Annotated in this window: 43 protein-coding genes; 2 read left to right on the forward strand and 41 right to left on the reverse strand. The window is 36.3% G+C overall.

The window, feature by feature from the left end; translation table 11 throughout:
* Positions 1-12 precede the first annotated feature (12 nt).
* From D9782_RS19705 to D9782_RS19870, 41 genes are all read right to left on the reverse strand, one after another.
* Positions 13-1,110 carry a phage minor capsid protein gene (locus tag D9782_RS19705; RefSeq protein ID WP_121605526.1) on the reverse strand — a complete coding sequence of 366 codons (1,098 nt, stop codon included), beginning with the start codon at positions 1,108-1,110 and terminating at the stop codon, positions 13-15.
* On the reverse strand, positions 1,110-2,606 hold the full coding sequence (locus D9782_RS19710; protein WP_121605527.1) for a phage portal protein: 1,497 nt from the start codon (positions 2,604-2,606) through the stop codon (positions 1,110-1,112). Before D9782_RS19710 ends, D9782_RS19705 begins: the two co-directional genes overlap by 1 nt.
* 11 nt (positions 2,607-2,617) lie before the next feature.
* A complete protein-coding gene (locus tag D9782_RS19715) occupies positions 2,618-3,892 on the reverse strand; it encodes a PBSX family phage terminase large subunit (protein ID WP_371413973.1) in 1,275 nt (424 codons plus the stop codon).
* Entirely contained in the window at positions 3,885-4,418 is a 534-nt protein-coding gene (locus D9782_RS19720; RefSeq protein ID WP_121605529.1) for a terminase small subunit, read from the reverse strand. The genes D9782_RS19715 and D9782_RS19720 overlap by 8 nt, the downstream gene beginning before the upstream one ends.
* Positions 4,419-4,475: 57 nt before the next feature.
* On the reverse strand, positions 4,476-4,751 hold the full coding sequence (locus D9782_RS19725; RefSeq protein ID WP_121605530.1) for a hypothetical protein: 276 nt from the start codon (positions 4,749-4,751) through the stop codon (positions 4,476-4,478).
* Positions 4,752-5,069: 318 nt separating this feature from the next.
* Positions 5,070-5,552, reverse strand: coding sequence for a sigma factor-like helix-turn-helix DNA-binding protein (locus tag D9782_RS19730; protein ID WP_162986461.1), 483 nt, complete (start codon positions 5,550-5,552; stop codon positions 5,070-5,072).
* The gene (locus D9782_RS23165; protein WP_162986462.1) at positions 5,549-5,695 is read right to left on the reverse strand and encodes a hypothetical protein; all 147 of its coding nucleotides are present in this window, start codon (positions 5,693-5,695) and stop codon (positions 5,549-5,551) included. Before D9782_RS23165 ends, D9782_RS19730 begins: the two co-directional genes overlap by 4 nt.
* Positions 5,696-5,831: 136 nt before the next feature.
* Positions 5,832-5,993 carry a hypothetical protein gene (locus D9782_RS23170; RefSeq protein WP_162986463.1) on the reverse strand — a complete coding sequence of 54 codons (162 nt, stop codon included), beginning with the start codon at positions 5,991-5,993 and terminating at the stop codon, positions 5,832-5,834.
* 19 nt (positions 5,994-6,012) lie between these two features.
* On the reverse strand, positions 6,013-6,204 hold the full coding sequence (locus D9782_RS19735; protein WP_121605532.1) for a DUF3954 domain-containing protein: 192 nt from the start codon (positions 6,202-6,204) through the stop codon (positions 6,013-6,015).
* A gap of 107 nt (positions 6,205-6,311) precedes the next feature.
* Positions 6,312-6,683: a RusA family crossover junction endodeoxyribonuclease gene (locus D9782_RS19740; protein ID WP_121605533.1), complete on the reverse strand. Its 372-nt coding sequence runs from the start codon at positions 6,681-6,683 to the stop codon at positions 6,312-6,314.
* Positions 6,676-7,155, reverse strand: a complete 480-nt coding sequence (locus D9782_RS19745; RefSeq protein ID WP_121605534.1) for a hypothetical protein — start codon at positions 7,153-7,155, stop codon at positions 6,676-6,678. Before D9782_RS19745 ends, D9782_RS19740 begins: the two co-directional genes overlap by 8 nt.
* A gap of 10 nt (positions 7,156-7,165) precedes the next feature.
* Positions 7,166-7,315: a hypothetical protein gene (locus tag D9782_RS23175; protein WP_162986464.1), complete on the reverse strand. Its 150-nt coding sequence runs from the start codon at positions 7,313-7,315 to the stop codon at positions 7,166-7,168.
* Positions 7,305-7,859, reverse strand: a complete 555-nt coding sequence (locus D9782_RS19750) for a dUTP diphosphatase (RefSeq protein WP_121605535.1) — start codon at positions 7,857-7,859, stop codon at positions 7,305-7,307. The genes D9782_RS23175 and D9782_RS19750 overlap by 11 nt, the downstream gene beginning before the upstream one ends.
* Entirely contained in the window at positions 7,846-8,190 is a 345-nt protein-coding gene (locus D9782_RS19755; RefSeq protein ID WP_121605536.1) for a hypothetical protein, read from the reverse strand. The genes D9782_RS19750 and D9782_RS19755 overlap by 14 nt, the downstream gene beginning before the upstream one ends.
* A gap of 12 nt (positions 8,191-8,202) precedes the next feature.
* Positions 8,203-9,039, reverse strand: coding sequence for a phosphoadenosine phosphosulfate reductase domain-containing protein (locus D9782_RS19760; protein ID WP_121605537.1), 837 nt, complete (start codon positions 9,037-9,039; stop codon positions 8,203-8,205).
* Positions 9,040-9,050: 11 nt separating this feature from the next.
* Complete coding sequence (locus D9782_RS23180) at positions 9,051-9,224, reverse strand: hypothetical protein (protein WP_162986465.1); 174 nt, start codon at positions 9,222-9,224, stop codon at positions 9,051-9,053.
* Positions 9,221-9,661 carry a YopX family protein gene (locus D9782_RS19765; RefSeq protein ID WP_162986466.1) on the reverse strand — a complete coding sequence of 147 codons (441 nt, stop codon included), beginning with the start codon at positions 9,659-9,661 and terminating at the stop codon, positions 9,221-9,223. The genes D9782_RS23180 and D9782_RS19765 overlap by 4 nt, the downstream gene beginning before the upstream one ends.
* 42 nt (positions 9,662-9,703) lie before the next feature.
* On the reverse strand, positions 9,704-9,988 hold the full coding sequence (locus D9782_RS19770) for a hypothetical protein (RefSeq protein ID WP_121605539.1): 285 nt from the start codon (positions 9,986-9,988) through the stop codon (positions 9,704-9,706).
* 30 nt (positions 9,989-10,018) lie between these two features.
* Complete coding sequence (locus D9782_RS19775; protein WP_121605540.1) at positions 10,019-10,261, reverse strand: hypothetical protein; 243 nt, start codon at positions 10,259-10,261, stop codon at positions 10,019-10,021.
* Entirely contained in the window at positions 10,258-10,545 is a 288-nt protein-coding gene (locus D9782_RS19780) for a hypothetical protein (RefSeq protein ID WP_205601742.1), read from the reverse strand. Before D9782_RS19780 ends, D9782_RS19775 begins: the two co-directional genes overlap by 4 nt.
* Positions 10,542-10,847: a hypothetical protein gene (locus D9782_RS19785; RefSeq protein ID WP_121605541.1), complete on the reverse strand. Its 306-nt coding sequence runs from the start codon at positions 10,845-10,847 to the stop codon at positions 10,542-10,544. Before D9782_RS19785 ends, D9782_RS19780 begins: the two co-directional genes overlap by 4 nt.
* Positions 10,840-11,148, reverse strand: a complete 309-nt coding sequence (locus D9782_RS19790; RefSeq protein WP_121605542.1) for a HalX domain-containing protein — start codon at positions 11,146-11,148, stop codon at positions 10,840-10,842. The genes D9782_RS19785 and D9782_RS19790 overlap by 8 nt, the downstream gene beginning before the upstream one ends.
* The gene (locus D9782_RS19795; RefSeq protein WP_121605543.1) at positions 11,141-11,530 is read right to left on the reverse strand and encodes a hypothetical protein; all 390 of its coding nucleotides are present in this window, start codon (positions 11,528-11,530) and stop codon (positions 11,141-11,143) included. The genes D9782_RS19790 and D9782_RS19795 overlap by 8 nt, the downstream gene beginning before the upstream one ends.
* Before the next feature lie 11 nt (positions 11,531-11,541).
* Complete coding sequence (locus tag D9782_RS19800; RefSeq protein ID WP_121605544.1) at positions 11,542-11,877, reverse strand: hypothetical protein; 336 nt, start codon at positions 11,875-11,877, stop codon at positions 11,542-11,544.
* A gap of 2 nt (positions 11,878-11,879) precedes the next feature.
* On the reverse strand, positions 11,880-12,101 hold the full coding sequence (locus D9782_RS19805) for a hypothetical protein (protein ID WP_121605545.1): 222 nt from the start codon (positions 12,099-12,101) through the stop codon (positions 11,880-11,882).
* Positions 12,091-12,360 (reverse strand): hypothetical protein, encoded by a 270-nt coding sequence (locus D9782_RS19810; protein WP_121605546.1) that lies wholly within the window; start codon positions 12,358-12,360, stop codon positions 12,091-12,093. Before D9782_RS19810 ends, D9782_RS19805 begins: the two co-directional genes overlap by 11 nt.
* Before the next feature lie 153 nt (positions 12,361-12,513).
* Positions 12,514-12,687, reverse strand: a complete 174-nt coding sequence (locus D9782_RS23185; protein WP_162986467.1) for a DUF6011 domain-containing protein — start codon at positions 12,685-12,687, stop codon at positions 12,514-12,516.
* A 1-nt stretch (position 12,688) separates the two neighbouring features.
* Positions 12,689-13,561: an ATP-binding protein gene (locus D9782_RS19815; protein ID WP_240455752.1), complete on the reverse strand. Its 873-nt coding sequence runs from the start codon at positions 13,559-13,561 to the stop codon at positions 12,689-12,691.
* On the reverse strand, positions 13,503-14,348 hold the full coding sequence (locus tag D9782_RS23680) for a DnaD domain-containing protein (protein WP_240455758.1): 846 nt from the start codon (positions 14,346-14,348) through the stop codon (positions 13,503-13,505). Before D9782_RS23680 ends, D9782_RS19815 begins: the two co-directional genes overlap by 59 nt.
* Positions 14,349-14,521: 173 nt before the next feature.
* A complete protein-coding gene (locus D9782_RS19825; protein ID WP_240455759.1) occupies positions 14,522-15,334 on the reverse strand; it encodes a PD-(D/E)XK nuclease-like domain-containing protein in 813 nt (270 codons plus the stop codon).
* A complete protein-coding gene (locus D9782_RS19830) occupies positions 15,294-16,205 on the reverse strand; it encodes a hypothetical protein (protein ID WP_121605547.1) in 912 nt (303 codons plus the stop codon). The genes D9782_RS19825 and D9782_RS19830 overlap by 41 nt, the downstream gene beginning before the upstream one ends.
* Positions 16,171-16,401, reverse strand: coding sequence for a hypothetical protein (locus D9782_RS19835; RefSeq protein WP_121605548.1), 231 nt, complete (start codon positions 16,399-16,401; stop codon positions 16,171-16,173). Before D9782_RS19835 ends, D9782_RS19830 begins: the two co-directional genes overlap by 35 nt.
* 107 nt (positions 16,402-16,508) lie before the next feature.
* On the reverse strand, positions 16,509-16,724 hold the full coding sequence (locus D9782_RS19840; RefSeq protein WP_121605420.1) for a hypothetical protein: 216 nt from the start codon (positions 16,722-16,724) through the stop codon (positions 16,509-16,511).
* Positions 16,721-16,921, reverse strand: coding sequence for a hypothetical protein (locus D9782_RS19845; protein WP_121605421.1), 201 nt, complete (start codon positions 16,919-16,921; stop codon positions 16,721-16,723). The genes D9782_RS19840 and D9782_RS19845 overlap by 4 nt, the downstream gene beginning before the upstream one ends.
* A complete protein-coding gene (locus tag D9782_RS23190) occupies positions 16,922-17,092 on the reverse strand; it encodes a hypothetical protein (RefSeq protein ID WP_162986468.1) in 171 nt (56 codons plus the stop codon).
* A gap of 86 nt (positions 17,093-17,178) precedes the next feature.
* Complete coding sequence (locus D9782_RS19850; RefSeq protein WP_121605549.1) at positions 17,179-17,457, reverse strand: hypothetical protein; 279 nt, start codon at positions 17,455-17,457, stop codon at positions 17,179-17,181.
* Between the two features lie 84 nt (positions 17,458-17,541).
* The gene (locus D9782_RS19855) at positions 17,542-17,820 is read right to left on the reverse strand and encodes a helix-turn-helix domain-containing protein (protein WP_162986469.1); all 279 of its coding nucleotides are present in this window, start codon (positions 17,818-17,820) and stop codon (positions 17,542-17,544) included.
* Between the two features lie 83 nt (positions 17,821-17,903).
* The gene (locus D9782_RS23195) at positions 17,904-18,050 is read right to left on the reverse strand and encodes a hypothetical protein (RefSeq protein ID WP_162986470.1); all 147 of its coding nucleotides are present in this window, start codon (positions 18,048-18,050) and stop codon (positions 17,904-17,906) included.
* Positions 18,051-18,099: 49 nt separating this feature from the next.
* Positions 18,100-18,354, reverse strand: a complete 255-nt coding sequence (locus D9782_RS19860) for a hypothetical protein (protein WP_121605551.1) — start codon at positions 18,352-18,354, stop codon at positions 18,100-18,102.
* On the reverse strand, positions 18,355-19,077 hold the full coding sequence (locus D9782_RS19865) for an ORF6C domain-containing protein (RefSeq protein WP_121605552.1): 723 nt from the start codon (positions 19,075-19,077) through the stop codon (positions 18,355-18,357).
* An 11-nt stretch (positions 19,078-19,088) separates the two neighbouring features.
* Positions 19,089-19,313: a helix-turn-helix transcriptional regulator gene (locus D9782_RS19870; RefSeq protein ID WP_121605553.1), complete on the reverse strand. Its 225-nt coding sequence runs from the start codon at positions 19,311-19,313 to the stop codon at positions 19,089-19,091.
* A gap of 124 nt (positions 19,314-19,437) precedes the next feature.
* On the opposite strand from D9782_RS19870, the gene D9782_RS19875 reads away from it, so the two are divergent.
* Both D9782_RS19875 and D9782_RS19880 read left to right on the forward strand, forming a co-directional pair.
* Positions 19,438-19,803 carry a helix-turn-helix domain-containing protein gene (locus D9782_RS19875; protein WP_121605554.1) on the forward strand — a complete coding sequence of 122 codons (366 nt, stop codon included), beginning with the start codon at positions 19,438-19,440 and terminating at the stop codon, positions 19,801-19,803.
* An 11-nt stretch (positions 19,804-19,814) separates the two neighbouring features.
* Entirely contained in the window at positions 19,815-20,321 is a 507-nt protein-coding gene (locus tag D9782_RS19880; RefSeq protein WP_121605555.1) for a tetratricopeptide repeat protein, read from the forward strand.
* Positions 20,322-20,334: the final 13 nt, after the last annotated feature.

A 20,334-nucleotide genomic window follows, 5' to 3' on the forward strand; every position in this document is an offset into this window, starting at 1 on the left:
GACCATTGCCTCCTAACGTATTTGTTCTCTATCGTAATGCCTCGTGCGTCCTGTATCATCAATAAAAAGTCTTATACTCGCTTGTCTATCCAGTACCTTACGCCTTGCTATCTCAGCGCCTTCTTTATCCCCTAATTCGTTAAGCATCATTTCCTCGCGCTTAGCATAACGAATACGTCTTTCCAGATAACGCTGCTTTTGACTACTTTCGTATTGTTTATCGTTAGTTTCTTGATCATAAGGATGATATGTTTTTTTCATTCCTTCAAAATAAGGATACTTAACATGTCCGCAATTAACGCCAAATAAACCAGCAGGATGCCCAATACTGGTTTCTGATAAAGGTGGATATTTCTTGCTGTTACCACTTCTACTAAAGATACGCCCTTGATATGGTTCGCATAATGGTCTGGCTCCTGCATGTGAGCTGATTTCCACCAGATCAACACCATATTCATTAAATCTAGTATCTTGCATTCCATTGGCTACATCGTTACTTGTTGAACGCATTACCATGCTTGTATAGGCTTCCGTAGACCATTGCCTCCCCTTTTTATCAATTAACGCTGGAACACCTTGTTCAGCCCATTTACTGGCTGTTTTTCTCAACGCTTGTTGAGCTGTGGTTACTCCTGCTAAAACCTCACCTGTAGTTTGATTAATAATGTCTAAATATATTATTCTTGATTGATCTAGCATAGTTGAATTAACTAAATTAAAACTATTCTTCGCTTGTCTCTCATAACCCTCTAAGACCTGTAGCAATGAACTACTTTCTTTAACAGGTGGCGCTTTATTAAGCTTACCTCTTTTAGCTCCATCTTCTAGCATCGGCTCAATGTCTAATAACGATCCATACCCAGCCTTTTCTATAGCTTTCATAATCTCTTCTCTTGTTTTACCAGAATGCTTTCTTAGTAGCTCAATATTTTGCTTGTTTAGTGACTCTATTTCATTCAATGCATTCAACTGCCATGATTCTATGTCATTATTCAACACAGAATCATACTTTTTAAGACGTTTCGCTATGTTCAAGAGTATTTGTTCCTCGATAACTAAATAAACGTCTGTGACTGGCTTAGATAGCTTCTGTAATTTACGCTTATTCATTACTTACTTCCACCAGTTCCGAAGAAGTCCATTTCTTCTGCTGTAGCTGTCTTATTTTCCTCGTTAATCTCTGCAAGTAATTCCTCGGCTTCTGTTTCACCTAATCCATGTATTTTCATGATTGCGCGCTTACGTGAATTCAACTTATTATTTATCATTTGGATTTGTTTAGCTATTTCAGCGTTTTTGTCCTCAGCAACAGAATCATCAAATGCCACTGTAACTTCAATATCTTCTGGTGCTGTATAAATTTTATATTGTTCTGCTATTTGAACGATTGATTCAATTAATTCATGTATTCCAGCCTCGATAATCGTTTCATGTGATTTTTTAGATTTGAATGTTTTTGATTGTTCACTTACAACCTCTGTTGCTGTTTTCATGCTCTGTCCATCAAAAGTAAATGTACCTGCGCTAAATCCTGTTTGCATCGCTAAGTAGTTTAGATTAGCGTTTATAGCTGATATATGTTCATCCACTCGTAATTCAACTTTAATATCTTTTACAGGACTTTCTTCCATATCACCGAATTTAAAAGCCTCGTATGTTTCGTCCTCTGGATCAAAGTAACGGTGAATTTCCTGTGTGTTTGGATCTATCGTTGTTTTTACCATCTGAGCTGGTACGATAATACGCTTTTTCCCAAGCCTAAATTCCCTATTAAAGCTATCGAATTGGGTATCTATTGTTTTTAAAGTATCTATAGCGTTAGCAAATAAAGAAATACCCAATGGGCTTTGAGTATCGATGTTATTAGCAATATTAGGTTTGAAATACACAAATGAGTTTGCTTTCTTCTCCTTTTTAATAGGAAATACTGCTTTTATTGCAACACCAGGGAAAAAATCTTCAAAGCGCCCTGTAATCTCAACACCTAATTCTCCTTTAGTATCACTAACATGTAAGGTGTTTTGAATTATTAGCGTGTCAGCTTCCCATGTATGCCATTCTAAATGTGTGTAATACTTGTTATTTTTAACAAACTGATTTATGAAAACACCCTCGTAAACCCCTTTGTTATCCCAAGATAAAGGAATGAAACAATCAGCAGTTACAAATGATAGTTTTATTTGATTGTCTTTTACATAAGGTTTTATAACCATGCCACCAAGAGCAAAGTTGTATTCAAGATAATCTTGAAAGTTCTTATCAAATTTGTTGTTCTTAAACACTTCTTTGATAAAATCAGAAAGAGACTCATCACTTATGCTGATCTCGCATTTTTCGTTATACACTAACGATGCCATTTCCTCAGAAATAACTTTTGGCATATTAAGCGAGTGCATCGTTCTTGTTTTCTTGCCATCAATAGTATGATAAAAAACTTTGTGTATCTCTTCGAAATAGCCTTTGTATAAACAATTCCATTTTTCAATAGCATTATACATTTCTTCATTCATGTACACGTCTTTCGTATCAGAAAGCTTTTTAATACCTTTAATCAAATTCATCTTATAGAGCACCTCCCTCACCTTTGCTATAAACCGCTTGAACATCGCCTCACCACCTACAACACGTAATTTTTATAAAAGTAATTGTTGGCATATCTTGCCTCATCCAGCGCATGGTTCCAGTCATCTATTGGATTACCGTTATCATCACGTACATACATGCCAATTTCTTTAATAAAGTTGTAATGATCATATTTATCCGTCTCTACTAAGAAGAATTGTTCATTAGTCATAGAGTTCTGGAATCGCTCTATACCAACCTCAATACCTCCACCCTGTTTTTTCGCATCTGAGGCGTTGTTATCTGCCCTTGCTGTATCAATTTGGATTTTATGAAGCTCTTCTCTTAATGATTTACAGGCAGGATCCACAAATACGTCTGTGAATCTCATTTCAAACTTTTCAACACACCAATGAATAAACTCTTTAATCTCTTTGGCATAGGTACTCATGGCTTTCACTTGTCCTGTTTCAGCACCAGAGTGATAATAGTTAGCTACCCGATTTAATCTAAATTTACCATCGTACAATGTAACAATATTACAGCTACATGAAGTAGCATCTGATTGCCCACCATCAGTCTCAAAGTACATTTCATATGGTTTCCCTAGCAAGGCAGGAATCTGATTAATGGCTGGATTAAACATTGAATAAATAACACCTTCTGGCATTACTCTTTTTCCAAACCAGTCACGATCAAGCAAATACGGATTCTTTTTAAGAGTTTCATAGATTTCTTGCTTTCGTTCTTCGCTAATTATTGGGTTATCCTGTATGGTCCAATGAGTCCATCGTGTATTTTGTACGTCGAATACTTCTTTAATAACAGGATGATTAGGAGCTGGTGGATTAAGGTCTGCAATATGATATCTATCCTGTGCTGCCATTGTTCGACGAAAGCACTCTTGTATAAATGACATATGAAGTAAATTAATTTCCCCAAATGCCACAGAACCTAATGACATACCAGTAATAGCACCAACACTATTTGCTTTGGCTCCACCTTTGTAATAAACCTTTTTAACGCCTTTAGGAGTATGAATCTCTAAGTGATCCCCATGTTCATCATGTTTGATTTTTGCTAGATCACCGAATATATGCATTAACCCAGTTCCATCACCATCAATAAATAGCCTGAAAGCTTGTTCCTGATTATAGGCACTAACTAAATGGTTTGTATCTCTTGAAATGGTATAAAGATACGCTAACCGAAAATGTACGCCTGTTGTTTTACCAGAACGTGGCGTTCCTTCCTCCACTTCTAAACCAACGTCAAACGGTTGTTTTACTAGCTGTTTTTGCTTAGGCGATAACTGTATTTTTTTATTCATCATCTGTCACCGCATCTATTAGAACATCTAGCAAGCTAGTATCTTTCTTCTCGCCTTTAATAAGCTTAGTGCGTTCCTCGATGAACTCCGTTTCTTTCTTCGTTTTATCATTCTTAATTTGAAGTGCTTCAAGCTGTAATTTTAACTTAGGATCAAACATACCAATATGCTTACCAATTAATTCAGTGGCTTTATTAGCTCCGTTACTATCAAACTGATATTCACCAGTTTCAACCATTTCACCTAAATTGGGATCCCATTGCATAACAGGTTCTTGCTGCATGGATCTATCCGAAATCTCTTTTAACCGTTTTAAGACCCAGTAAGCATCTAACTCCAGTTTTTCAGCTCTTTTATCTTTTAATTCTTTCACACGCGCGGAAATGTTAGCTTTTGTTAACAGTCTTGCAGCAGTCTGCCTAGCTGTTTTCTCACTATAGCCTGCCCTAATAGCTGCCTGAGTAGCATTTAAATCAATAATATATTCCTGACAGAATAACTCTTGTTTTGCAGTTAATTTAGCCATTTATGTCATCACCCTACCCCCTTGTAGTAGTAAATTTACGCATATAAAAAAGCACCACTATGGGTGCTTGTTTTCGAATTCTTTTACGTACTCATCTTTTTCAATTTTATCTATTGTTCTTACATATGCAATAAACCTTTCTATTGGATCATCACCATGCAATTCAACCCAGCCATATTGTTTATTTGTACTGGTTTCATACCCTATTGCAAAATACTTATCTAACTTTCCTTCATTTTTTTCTAAGCACACTATATCCAAAAGATACCTATGCCCACTTTTTGTTTCTACTATTTTTCTTTCTACATTGTCATATACTTTAAAATCACTCAATTATCACACCCCCTTTGCCTCTATAATACGACAAAAGGGAATAATTTCCTACAATTCCAACGAAAAAATAGCACCCAAGCCCTCGTTAAACTCGGATGCCCAAATCATTTACATATCCTAGTACAATATATCGTAACCGATCACTCACTGACCCCAGGTAATCAATGAGCGTAAATACATAACCGATTTCTTTTGCAACACCTCCTTATAAAGAGTGTGCTAATACCGTAAGGTATTTCTCGGGCTACTACCGCATATAGCAAGAGAACTATATAACAGCCCTATCAATTATCAGAACTTCGTACGTCAAATCGTACGTCATGAAGCAATTTTTTCAACTTTTCCCCTAGCTCGTTCGATATATTGTTGCACAGTTCTTTTCTTTATTCCTAATACGTCAGCAATCTTCTGCATGCTCAATTGCTCTGCTTCATACATGATGTAACACTGGCGTTCTCTATCAGACAAATTTCTAAACAATCGTATCAATGCTTGTCTTTGCTCTTGATCCATATACAAAGGCTCTCGCTCTAGTTGTTCTGCAATATCTGGAATAATTTCAATTTCATCATATTGCTTTTTCCTATAAGCATTCTTTTTATCAACGCCACGATATAATCCTGGTTGCCTCCCTGATTCCATCCACTCGATAGAATACGACATATCATTGAACATGCTGTTAATCTGTTTCCTATCTTGTTTATCCTCTAGTATCTCTGGATCCAATTTGTTTTTTTTCGTTGTTAAGCCCTCGCGTCCCACTTTGTACTCGCCTATTAATTTGTCCGCCCATGTTTTCATTCCAACCGACCCCCACTTTGAATAATGATTGTACATACGAAAGCCATATTCTCTTGTAATTTTTTATCTTCTTTCTCTCCGACTAGTCCTAAGAAGCTAACAACAATAATAATTAATCCAATAATTTGAAATGCTAATATCATATTGATTCCTCCCACTCGGTTGCAAAATAATCCGTTTTTAGGCAATTTGGTTGCAACGATGATTCTGTAGTAAAAAAGGACACCAAACGTCAGCATATAGCTGTCATTCAGTGCCCTGGTTGTTCCAGTAGCTTATTTATTTTTCCTTCTCATTTTCTTCTTTGATCTCAACACTCAGAGTCATTAATGCCTCTAACGCTCCAGCTGAATGTTCATTTTTTAAATCGAAAAGTCTATATACTTTTCGATAATAGGTGATTTTTTTCTCGATCAAATCAAGTATCTCTTGCTCGGTCACTTTTACAACCCCTTCTGTACTATTTCAAAGTGTAGCGTACTTCTTCATTTACAATTTTACCATCATTCCAATTGATAACATGCTTGCCGAAACCACTATCTGGCTTTGGATATTTTCTTAGTTCACCATTCTTTACTACTAAGACTGCATCTTCTGATAATTCTACGTCTGCATAGTGTTCATTCATTTTCTTGTTTGCTTCTTTATTCATGACCTAACCCCCACATTTTAAAATAGAGCCAATCTGAGCGTTTCTATTAATTAAATGAGTAAAACTATTAGCCTGTTATAAAAACGCCCAGAATCGACACGTACGTTCTAATTTGCTATATTCCCCAGCTGATCTAATTCATAGATTACTATTTTTGTCCGTTGTTCTTCCTTTTCACATGGAATGATTCGTGATTCCATCTGTTTAACTTGCCGATCATCCTTGTATACGATCTTATTGAGAGCATCAGTAACGCCTTTAAACAGATTATCTATATCAGCTCTATTTCCATGTATATAATGTGTTAATTTAACGCCTACATGCCCCTCAATAGGCTTATCCTTCATGTGCTGCTTAGCAATCCACCCAACCTGCTTTTTATATGCCAGATAACGCTGTGCATATTTGTTCTTGTACATACTCTTTTGTGTCATTCTCACAGCTGGTACTGGCTTACCTGGTATCGTAAATTCAAGCATTCTGAATCAACCAATTTCCGTTAAATAATTCTTCCCAGCTGAACCGACCAAAATATGACAATGGGTCTGTGCCTTTTAATTCCAGCTGAGATCCATCTGCTGGATCAATAAAATATACCTGTTTTCCATCATTTCTTCTTGCACTCATAGCTTCATCAAAGCTTACATAGTTGGGTTCAATCCTCCACAATGCATTAAGAATTTTCGGCTCCATTGCTACTACACCTTGCGGATAATCCACATATTCTAAATTTCCATTTAAAGCTTTAGTTATTTTTATATTTGATTCTTTACTAATGGCGATCTCTCTAACTTTTAAGCTATTCATCATTTCGCCAGCAGTAAGCCATTCACTCATGCAATCACTCCTCATACTCCTTAGTTTACTTATTTTCGAACGAATATTTTCAGCGTATATCTCTGCATTTCTAGATAATACTTTGGATAATGTTCTTACTGTTTCTTCATTCATCCCAATCCCCCTAACTAACTTTTATCCCATGTTTATTGACCATTGGTTCCTCGAATCTCCAGCCATTATTGATAAGTGCTTTTATTTCATATTTTGACAAGTGCCCAGCAACGACTAATGTTTGACCTTCTCGGTGTTTGTATAATGTTTCAATACCCATTTGCTTGCCTTTCATGGTTCACTTTGTTTTTATCAAGATAGGCTTGTTCGATCTGTTCCCAAGTAAAACCTAGCATTTCGCCTAATCCTAGGAATAACGCCACAATAGCAACGTAATTGCCGATTGTTTCATATGAATAAAAGTCTCCAACTTTGTCAAATAACACATTGAATTGGTGATTGATATTTGATTCTTGGTCAGTTACCGAATCTAAAATGACACGGTTCTCAAATTCTTTTTCCAACCCAATACTCAATATAAAATGCAGACAGTCTACGTATTCTTCTAGGAGAAGGTTTTTATATTCAATATCTGGTTCTTCTTGCCCCTCGAAGAGTCCATACACATTAAACGGAACGTTGTTTCTTGGCTCTTGATCCTTACTCCAAAACTTAAACCCACGCCATTCATTAGCTAACTCTCCTAATTCAACTTGTAGAGCTAGTATCTTTTTATCTAGCAAGTCCTGTCCTTCCAGACCTTTTTCTCTTTCTATCCTTGTATCTAATTCCTTTTGAATGGGGAATAATTTATTTAAATTCATTGTTTGACCTCCGATTGATTTTTTTATTGAAACACGTATCACACATTACCTTTCCGTTATTGGTTACAATTGGTTGATTTATTAAATTTTCGATATCTACATGTGTCAAACAACTATCACACTCAAACCACCATCCGTTTTCTAACATACTCTGTTTTAATTGTTTGGGGTTTCCTTCTAAACCATCAGCGTATCTCGCTCTTTTAATTCTCACGTTAATATAATCAGTCCACCCGTAAGCTTCACTTTGATATATCGCTTTTGCTCTAGTTTCTGCGAACACAATTTCTTGCATTTCTCCGTTAATATCTTGAGTGTGCCAAGCTTTCATTGTTTGACCTCCTTAAACTCCACACATTCCTTCGCATTCGTTAATAAAATCAAAGATTTCCATTTGATTCTCTTGAAAATCCACTTCATCTAGAGGCTTGCCAGACCTATGCAGGTAAGCTTGCCCTTTAAATCTTGGTAAATCCTTAATTTTTCTATCGATATAAACAGCATCTTTAAAACTTTTTGGATCATTCTTTTTCATATCCCGCCACAAACCGTCATCATGAAATGGACATCCTATACAGCTGCTTTTTGCTGGTGTGCCTAATCCTTGTCGTTCTACATAAGAAATACAAGCCGTTCTATCCATGTTTACCACTTCAATTAATGGATGCTCTGCAATTTGCCATTTTTCCCTCATAGGCTTAACACGTTGAACTTCATCAGTACTAATACCTTTCCAAACGTGAACAACTTCTTTTACTCTTTCGCCTTTTTTATAACCAAGTAATTCTCTTATTTTTCTTCTAATAGGAACAATCTTATATTCGTTTGTGCATTGCCTTCTAGCCATTCCTATTTTTCCTTCTGCATCTTTTGTAAAGAAAGGTAGACTAGCAAATCTTTTATTATTAGAGATAGATTCTAATATGTCAGTTCGAATATTTCCGTTACTGGCAAATATAATTTCTTGGTTATGCTGTATGCATATTTTATTTAGTTTATCTACCCAGTCATAAACATATTGCGGTTCCCAACCAGTATCAGAAAAGATAATATAGTCTGGTATTACTCCGTTTATTTCTCCTTTTAAAGCCATGAGCAGTAATGCACTTGATTGAGTTCCGCCACCGAAACTTAAAACGTGAATATGATCCTGTCCGTCATCATAATGTTTCTGTATCACTCTACCCCTCCTTAAAACCACCCAGCATGAGGTGATTTATCTTCAACATTCATTGCTCTTAAAACGGCTAATTTATGCCTTAATTCTTCGTAAGACTTGCCTTTCACATCGTAATAATCAAACTTGGCTAATTGGTCTATGACATGTGCTGTTTTACTTTGTTCCTCGGTTTGGTATGCTTTCACGTCATTTCCTCCTTTGACGTTACGCCTTCTAGTAGTTCTGGATTCTCGTATATGTTTCCGACAACACTTATCATATGCGTTCTTGTTCCTATGTTTAAATGACGGTAATTTGCTTCAGCTACCCAACCGCCAACATAATCATAAGAAAAGACAATCTTGGCAACGCCTATTGCTTCTTGGTTAATGTAAGGATCGGTAAGCGTAATTAAGTCACCCTCATAAATCTCCTTGCCGTTCTTATCTTTCAATCCTGTGTATTGCATAACTTCATATAGTGATCGATAATCAAATTCGTACTCTGGCGTAGATAGCCAACTATTAATTAAACCTATACGAGTCGATAGAATTCCGTCCATATATTCCTTTGTTCGATCCTCGTCGTCGTAACACATTATCTCTTGATCTTTATTCCAAGCTCTAAACTTAATTTCTCTCATTCCATTTCCTCCTTTTCCTCCCATTAAGGGAGGGTGGTTTATTTAATAAAAATCGATTGCTTCAAGTTCCCCTTCTGCATCTTCTTTTGAGTATTTTTTAACTATTCCATATGGATAGCCACATTCTAAAAGAGTTATATGCTCCCTCGTAAAATTATCCGGAACATCTGTAACGCTAATTTCATTAAATTCTGTATCTCGATATTCCCAATGATTATGATCCATGTTGTCCGCTTTTTCCGCAGCTTGCGCAATTACATTTTCATCTGAATCTACTACAACCTTTGCTTTATAAGATTTTATAATTTCTAATTCAACTACTTTCATTTTATTTCCACCTCTCATTATTTGTTTTATTTATAAACTGGACCGTTTTGTCAATAAATTTTTAATGATTCTGCCGTGATGATCTAACTCATAGTCAAACCACTGTTGACAGTCGTCATTATCACATTCCAAAAAATCCTTTTCTGTGTCATGCTCGATAACACTAAATGGTCGTTTATAGATTTTATTTTTTTGGGTTAATTTATAGTTATACACAGATTCTGTTTCTTTGTAGAGTATTAGTTCACCGACTTCGCATTTAGGACATTTCATCCCTCTACTCCTTTCATCCGAGTATTCCACGCTTTTATTGCTTCTTCTCGACTATCGTAAAGATAAACCCCCATAGACTCTTCTTCGTACTTTGCAATCGGACAGTCTTTATTTTTCTCGTGATCGTGCTTTATTTTAAATGACAGCCCAGACCATGGATCACTTTCATATTCTTCGCTCTTGTCGTTCCCTTCATCGTCGCTGACAGATATTGTTGCAGACCCTCCACAAAACGGGCACAGTTTTAATACGCCTGTTTTGGGAATGAATACAATTGTTTTCATTCCGATTCTCCTTTCAATGCTTTACGTGCTTTTTCTCCCTTATCTTGTACTACTTCTGATTCAATAACTGGTGGAATCACTCGTCTAAAATAGTTATCCTCATCCGCATAAAACTCCAAAATCTGTTTATATTGTTCAATCTCTTCAACCATTGACTTCATGGCTGGTAAATTATTGTAATGATTCAAGTCGCTCAATCGCTTATTATCTTTCTCTAACTCTTTCACACGTTCTTCTAGTTCAATCACATAAGCACACTCGCTACACCTTAAACGCCCATGTGATTCGCATATGTTATCCATTGTTTTCTCCTTTCAAAGTTTCGGTTATTCGGTCAACCAAAAACGAATCTGTAATTTCGCCTACATAGCCATTTCGGTAATCGTCACACAGCTTCCTTAAATCTTTTGTTATCTGTTTGTAGCGCTCATTTTCCGCTAATGCTTTATCATGCTGCTCTGATAATGTTTCGAAACGTTCTTCTAACGAAAAATGCTCTCTTACGTACTCCTTCGAATCTATTGATCCGTCCTTTAAATCATCCACAACAGAATCTATTAACATTCCAGTTGTAAAATCATAACTTTCCAAGCGTTTATCCATTGGCTTCCCCTTTCAAAAATCCGACCTCTTTAGCAACTGCCCTTATAGCTTTCATGTCTTCCTCTGGATAACCCCAATGAGGACAATACAAGCCACCGTAGCCATTGTTTCCGTTCGTATGATTGCCAGTTAAAATAAATTCTTTGAAATCCTTAATCAAAGCCCACAATGTACCGCCTTCTGAACACTTGTCATAAACTTGATAAGGATTTACTTTCCCAGCGTATTTATCCCAGAACCAAAGACGTTTTCTTTTGTCTCCAGCAAGATAAAAGTAAGAAGTACCTTTATTTTTTGTGTAGAAGAATTTCCGACCTCTAGTAGCAATTTCATTAATGATCTTGTTTACTGCAACTAACCTATCTATCTTTCTGTTATCCATCCCTAGACCTCCTAGCTCCATTCTTTTGAAGCTGTGTATTGTTCTTCCGTAAGTTCCACTAATACTGGTTCATAGTGTTCCAACCATTTTTCTACATCGAAACTTATTAGTGCATCATCGCCAAACTTATCTATCATGAATTTTTTGTATGCTTTAGACTCTTCTAAAAGGGCTTCCACATCTTCATCAGTAGGCATTGAATGATCTTCTCTAACAATCAAGAATGCATCCTCTAATGATTCATGTGCTACGTCTAAATCTTCGTCTGACCAATCACCTGCATCTGGTCCATTCGACAAGTAACGTTCTGTTTTATCTTTGTTCTTAAATGCTATTGCTGGTACCATCCCTAGCCCTCCTTAACTTCTGGTAATTTGAATAAGTGGTTTTCTATACTTTTGAATTTATCTTGTGTTAATTCATCTATAAATACCTCGTTATCTGGACTGTGTACTCTTACAGAAAACCCTTTTAATTGGTCTTTTTCTGTTATCAAATTTAGAATTTCCATAAAGTAATCGTTAGGTGCTATTAAGAACTTATCTCCTTTTTTTATGTCACTAAATTCCATCCCTAGACCTCCCAATCCGATAAGCAAACGGACGTTTTATATTTTCTTTTCGTGCTTGATCATATAGAGCTAAGAATATTTCATGTGGATTCCTGGAGTTGATTTCTGCAATATCTTCAATGCTTCTGCCGTATTCCCATTGGCTCACGATGTTTTTTAATTGTTTTTCACTGAAAGCAAGTTCCAAATCTTCCAAGATAAATCTATAATTGCCTTTCTTAGGAAGTAGAGGAATATTCTTATCGCTTGCGGTATTCACGCCGACTTACTCCTGTCCAAGCTATCCAGCCATGCCTGCAACCGTTCAATATCGCTATCATCCCGAGAAAAGTCACAGTGACTATCTGGGCATGGTTTAAATTCAATGCCCCAGCTTGTCCGATATGCAATTCCTCCTGTGTTGTTGCAGGTTTTACACATGGGATTCACCTTCTATCACGTCATAAATAGTCATTTGATTCTTTTCGAATTCTTCGTCTTTCAATGCTTGCAAATGCTTTTCATAACAGACAGGACCATAACCACGTTCAATGCTCTTTTTATCCTTTAGCCTTCTGCCACAAGTGGCGCATTCTGTGTGTTGCATGTTACCCCCTCTTTCCTGCTTCGTAATCTTCAACACTAATACCTAACGCTCTAGCCATTGCCTTCGATTTACGATAGTTAGTAGCCCTATTGAAAACGCAATTCATATTTCCGATAATCCGCCACCAAGTACGTCCTTTGTCATCCAACTTGTAAGCAATACTCTCACTTTCAAATTCCTCTGGAGTGATGTTTGACGTTGCCCAGATCGGCTTATTTGCACGTTCTCGACCATTTATAATCTGGAATATCCAATCTTTCTCCTCGTTCGTTAATCGCTGACTACTCATGAAGTCATCCCAAATTAATAAATCTGCATCCAAGCAAGCTCCCATAATTTCTTGAAATGTTTCTTCGTTTTTAAAATTCTTTGTAGCTTGCAATCTACTAAACAAGTCTTTTTCAGTGATATAAATAACTGCGTAGCCTTTAGAAATTAATTCGTTACCACCTGCTGCAGTTAAATGGCTTTTACCGTTACCTGTTTCCCCAAAGATAAATACGCCTGTTTTGCCACGATCAGCAAAGTGATCAATCGCTTTACGAATTTCCTTATGGGCATCTTCTGCGCCTTTTCGCACTTTATAGTTATCAAATGTCATTGTTCGTATGTCATCCATTGCACTGCTTAATTTCAATACTTTGTTTATCCGAATACGCTTTGCTTTTACTTCCTGTTCACGTTTGAATTGTTCAAGGCGTTCAATCTCACAAGGACAAGCACAAATCACCCAACGCATTTCTTTTTTGAAAGGATGCTCTATTTGCGTTTGAGGTTTATCATTTCCGCAAAAATCACATTTCACAGGATCTGGTTTATTTGTAGAGCTTGACATACCCGCTTGGCTTAGAATCTCGTTCATGGTTTCTCGCATTAGAATCACCACTTTCGTAATTTGGTATCTTTACAACATTACTTTGATAGTTTGGTTTATTTGAGTTGAATTCCAGTTGATACTTGCGTGCATCTTCTATTGTTTTAACTCCTGCCTCTTTCCATCTCTTTAGCACACCTTCAACGAAAGATACTCCCTTTGCTTCTTTTTTAGCAGCAACTTTCATAGCGGCTAGAAGTAAATCCTTACCCCATTCATCAAACCATTGACTAATTAACTCAGTGTTATATGGTGATTCGCTAACACCCTTTTGTAAGTTCGATTGATAGAATTGAAATACTTCCGCAAAATCATGGTCACTACTACTAAATAATTCTTTTTCATTCTTAATACATTCTTTATCATTCTTGTTTATATCCATCGACTGTGTACTTACTGTGTATTTACTGTTACCATCTTCGCTTTTATCTTGGTATGATTCCCAATTTATCAAGGTTATGAGTGTGTATTTCCTGTTACCATCTCCGTGATCTATTGAAATCATGTTTTGTTTCTCTAACCACGTTAAAATAGCCTTAATTGTCTTTGGGTTTGGTTCTTTCCAAGCACCCTGTTCATAATATCCAACTTGATTCGCAATCTTCCTCATAGAAGTTAGATGTTGTCCTTGTTTAATTGTCATAAAAGATCCATCACGCATAGGAACCTTATTTTCTCTATGGTTCACCTTGTATTTAAGGAATTGCCAAACCCGATGATAGAGGGGTGGCATCATCCATATATCACTTTGCAACTCTTTCCTATAATCCTTTATATAACCTTTCACGCACCACCCCTCCTGTTATTCACCTATTAATCTCACAAATAGCAAATTTGCCTTTAACTTTTAAAACGGTATAACCCGGATACCTTCGCATATAATTTAAAACAAGACTTTTGATTTCCTCTTTGTCCTGCGCCTGTTCGAATATCCATTCGGGCAGGCGCACATTTGATTGATTATGCATAGATCAATTCTCCAACTTCAATTACTCCATTTAACTTCTTCTTACTCTTGCAATAATCACATTTTCCACAGCTAACTGGATCCACTTCACCGTTTTTAACTTCCATAATTCGTTGCATTTTTGCTTCTGTATATTCATACTCAAAATCAAACCGAGTTTCATCAAAATACACGACAGCTTTATTTGGTTGTTTTTCTTTGCTTACAGCGACGATATAAGGTGTATACAGATAACCTGTATTTTGTTCGATAATCTTGCGATAAATAGCCATCTGCAACACATAATCCCATCGCTCGATAAACGACACCCAACCATCGTATTTCTCGCTCCAATAGCGTTTATGAATGTCCTGTGTAGTCTTTAAATCCGAAAGAAAATGATGTTGATGGTTAATGTTGTCAATCTTGCATTTCCAGTCGACTCCGAATAAGTTTGCTGTATATATTTGCTCTTTTTCACCAGTCATAGCAAACATGGCAAAGGGATCATTCTTTAAAGATTCGATCATCAAATCAGCTTGTTCATAGTCTTGGTATTTGCCACCACGTTTTTTAAAGATAGATCCGTTATTTTCTTCTATAAACTGATTAAATGCTTCTTCGCTTTCAAATGCTGCATGTGTATAGGAACCGACCAGCATTGCACTGGAAGTCGGCTCCTTGTATTCACCTTTCAAATAAGCCATAGTCTTAGCTTCGCATTCTATAAAACGTTTAAATTGCGATACAGACATATATTGCCTGTCCATTTCAAGAGAATAATAATTATTCGAAGTCAATTTCTTGTTGTGTTCCTTCGTTGTCATCAGCCTTCACTTCCTCTGTTTTAGGCTTGTCTGTCTCTTTTTCTTCCTTATCCATAGTTTTGATTTCATCAGCCTTAAAAGCTTCTGACAGCTTCGATTCTTGCTTTTTTTTGACCTCTTTTTTAAACCAGTCATCAGGCTTGCTCATTCCATCTCTTAAAGATGTAAATATCTTAATAAGGTCAACATAATCACGTTCAGTAAATGCTGATATGTTGTAGCCCATGTGTTCTTCTATCTGTTCTTTTGTGACACGGTACTTGTCTTTAAAGGTTGATAGAGCATTCGCTAAACGCTCTTTTAAAGGTTCCTTGTTGTTTCCTTGCAAAGTCCTGTTACATTCCTCTGTAGCTTTTTCTGTAATGTCACCAGGAATAATGGATAGGACACATGAGCGTACTCGTCGAGCCCCTTGGTTTGCTACCATTTCATAAATATCACGAGGATCCGTAAGTTTTTGAACAGAGCCATTAGCTTTTCGTGAATGCTTAACAGTAAATACTTTTTCCTGTCGCACGTTCGTCTCTAAATCCCATGCATATGCCATAGCCACAGATTCGCCAGGACGTTGTTCTAACTCCTTCACGCCGAATGCAAGGTTTCCCCAATTTTGCGCCAATACTTCCGCTAATCTTATAGATGGTCCTTCAACTTTTGACCCACCTCTTGGATATCTATAAACCGCCACTTCTGCTAAGGCTGGTCGTTTACAGGCATCCAAAATGCGTTGTTCAGACTGAAAAACATCCCTCGGGAACTGGCGAGCCATAAATATTTGACCCTTTACCTCTTCCATTTCTCGACTTGAAGAAGATTGTGCTGTAACTCCTGTATTGTTAGACTGCTGATACTGCATTTGTAATTCGCTCATAATTCATATCCTCCAATTGATTAATAGAATTTTGACTGTCATTAATAAGATCATCTATATATAAATCATGTACTGCCTTTAAATCCGCATGTGTACCACTTAACGCTATTCGTGCAGCTACAAGACCAAATGCTTTGGTGTCACCACAACCGTTATAACGATACAGCTTGTATTCATCGACAAATGATATGGCCATTATTTATTCCTCCCTTGTCCTAATCGGATCGGTGAAGTATAATAAAGTCATAATTTAATGATTTTCACCGATCATTTTTTATTGAGCCCACTGCCATGGGTTCTTTTTTATTGCGCTTCTTCATAAGTTGCACCTAGTAATTCAAGTATTTCTTTTGATTGTTCAGTCAGTGCTTCAACTAAGAAAAATGAATCTTCATAGACTAGAATGTCGTCGCCAGTACATACTGTTTTGCCAAGCATGTCCACGCAATATTCATTTGTGCGATAGTTCATTGCTGGATAGCCTGTACGCAATGTTCTTTCGACAGCTGGGTGATTCATGATATTTCTACCGCTTTAGAAGTTGGTAAATAACTTCTAGTTGATTTATTCCATATTAGGACTTCCATATTTTCCGTTACCAAAATAGAATCAGTTTCATTATTCATTTCATTCGTTGCCACAAAACCAACTTTCCCCTTTGAAGAAAACACTTTCTTAACATTTCTAAATCCGTGGTTTTTGATTGTTTTTTCCATTTAACATTCCTCCCATGAGACCATGTTTTCAAGATCGTAATTATGGTTAAAAATTGTTTGAAGATCGCCATTTTCATCATCGAAGCTTAAATTCGCAATGCTTCCATCTTCATTCCACCAGATATTTAACACTGGATATTGCTTACCTTTGAAATCTATTATTGCTCGCATGTTTTACCTCCTAACTATTGATTAGTGCGAAATACAAACCTACTACTACAGCGGCAAACATAATATTTATTGTCCAATCTATTTGCTTATCGCTCATGTAGACGCACCCTTACTACTTCAACGTCAACACCTCGTTGTGCTAATTCCTGCACCAGTGTATGGAGTTTGTCTTCTTTGTATTTCTTGCTACTCATTTGTTCCAATTCATGTAACGACTTAGTTAGATCAGTAGAAAGATGCTTGGCTCTAGCGATATTTCCTTCGTTAGTTAATTTCATAATCATGCTTAGCAAATCCATGACGCACCAGTATTCTTCACTTGCTCGTTTAATATCATCTGGCAGAAAATGTTTTTCTAGATTCATAGAACCCCTCCTAAAAGTAATGAATAATGATAAAGAACAATATGATTAAACCGTATACAGCTACATAGCAATCCTTTGCTTCCTTCATATAAGACCTCCTAACAGAATTGTTCCTGCTGCTTGGAACGTATCGGCTATCATTTGGGCGGCGCTCGCTATATCTATGTTGCAAACCAATGCAATAAGCATGTCTTGTGAGTTCGTTGCTTGCGCCCATTTGATTGCATCATCGAATGAAATCTTAAGCTTATTACTTTCTAGCCTTGATACATTGCTCCGTGACATGTGCATTACTCCCGACAAGTCCTCTTGTGACAAACCAGCTCGCTTTCTCATCTTCCGAAATCGTGCTCCATATTCCATCATTTTCACCTCCTTCAATGTGCAGGATTCGCACAATTGCAGGGGTTGCACAGTAATGTTTCAATAAATACGTTATGATGTAATTACCGACCCCCACTCGGTGTTTTTGATTCCTCCTGCTTGTTTTGGTGTTCCGCGATAATACGCGGAATGCTTGTTTTCTTAAAAAAGTTAAGCATTAGTTTCTTTGTGTGTTCCTCGCTTGTTTTGTACGTAACTTTTGTTGGCATCTTAGACCCTCCCTATTTATTAGCGCTTTAATGCGCTCCTCTTTTTGCCTCATTTATTTAAAAAACTTAGTGGACCTTCACTTCTTAAATGCCTTAAAGAATCTATTAATTCGTTAATTTCATCCGAACCAAGAAACAGTTCTATAACACTAGTAACCTCGCGTTGTGTTTCTTCGTCGTTTGTTTTGTCTGTATTGACCTCATATTCCGAAAGAGTGAATATATAGAAGTCATCACCTTGTTTCTCTACTTCCACAACTGCTTGGCAATCACCAAGTACTAAAGTTAATTTTTTAGTAATCATTTAAATAACACCTTCTAACGTTTGTTGGTTGTTGGTTTCATCAATTTCTATTTTTAAACTGGTCGATGGTTGCCACATGCCTATAAAGCGCAATCCTTCTTCAAACTGTTTCTTTGGTAAATCGCCATACCTAGGTATTTCAAAATGGTTTTTAAAATCTCTCCAAAAAGCCGAAAATACTTTGAATGCCATGCTCTTATATGCAGGTGACGATTTACCACCTAGTGCTTCCATAACAACTTTTTTACCTTTTTTATTAAGAGTGTGTTCTTGCGCTCCGTCTATACGCATAGTTTCTTCGAGGTTTGTAATGCGCTCATCATGCTGTTCGATCTTTTCATTGTGTTCAATAGATAATTTCATGGAAGCCATGAGTTGCTCTTTATCTGATAGAATTTTCGGTTGTTGCTTTTCCATTTCTTCAAATCTTGTTACATACTCAGCAGTGAATAGCACACCTTTTTGACCAGTCATTTTGTTGGCTACCATGTCACAGCCTTTTCTAGTTAGTAGATAGCACTTGTATCTTTTTCCTGTTCCAGCTGAATAGTTGCTTTCTATAAAGAAATCCTCAGAACGCAAATTTGCGTTTTGATCTAAAACGTTCTTGTAATTGTCAATGTCACGAATTAAATCCGAATGCCTTTTCTCTGTCATTTCTGCAACTTCTCTGCTGTCAGTTACTAACTTTCCATCGAATGAAATTACTTTTAATTGATTCATTTGATTACCTCCTATATGGCTTGTTTTTGTAAACCTTGCATAACATCATTTGTAAAAAAAATTTCCCTTGGGTCTTTATTTAGTGCTTTCGCTATAGATAACATGATAAGACCCGATGGTTCTTGTCCATGAAGTTCAATATTCGTTATTGTTTGTCGGGAAGTGTTGGCTCGTCTAGCTAATTCAGATACTGACATACCAATATCCATTCGGATTTCCCTTAACTTGTTATTCATGTATAACACCTCCTATGAACATAATGTAACACATGTATAACAAACATGTCAACAAAGATTAACAAACTATTTATTTATTTTTTTGATTACATATTGTAAAGTAGGTATTACAGGAGTGAGAAATATGTCTGATATTGGCAAATTACTTATAGAGTTAAGAGGGAAAGAATCTTTAAGAGAAGCTAGCAAACGTATTGGGATTAGTCACACATACTTAGATACTATAGAAAAAGGTTTTGACAAAAGATCTGGAAAAGTTGTAAAACCTTCTCCGGACACATTAAGATTAATTTCTAATGCGTATAACTATCCATATATCAAATTATTAAGACTAGCCGGATATATAGATGAAGCAAAAGATGAAGAAGAATTTGAGGCATTCCGCAATGACCCATCATTAGAAAGATGGTATAGAGAACTTCCAAAAAATAAAGAGGAAGATCTTAAACGATTAAAGAAAATATGGGAAGCTTTTAAAGAAGAAGAATAAAGGAGAGTTATATGGGTATCTTTAATTTTTTATCTAAGAAAAAGACTCCACGAAATACACCAAAAAAGATTAGCAAACTAAATAATAATCCAACTACTTGGATTGACGCACAATATGAAGACAATCCACGAAAAAAAGAAAATATTTTGTTAATAGCGGAATCAGATAATCAAAATGATTTTATAGAACTTCATTTCATTTATAATCATTTAATTGATTTATATTATAAACAGCGTAATGATTGGGATGATGCATTACCAAAGTGTATAGAATGCTGTTGGAAAGACATTGAAATCTTTCCCCTTTTTAAAGATTCTTATCTTAAGAGCGAATTACATAATCAAGATGGAACTATACCGCGCATCCCCTCATTCCAAAGACTTGCTATTATATATGAGAAAAAAGGTGACACCAAAAAAGCGATTAGCATTTGCGAAAAAGCAATTGATTATGGACTCACCGAAAAAACAAAAGGTGGATTCAATGGAAGATTAGATAGATTGAAAAAGAAACTATAAAGGGGGAGATTTT

Origin of the sequence: Virgibacillus sp. Bac332 (assembly GCF_003667785.1) — a bacterium.
Lineage (GTDB): Bacteria > Bacillota > Bacilli > Bacillales > Amphibacillaceae > Virgibacillus > Virgibacillus salarius.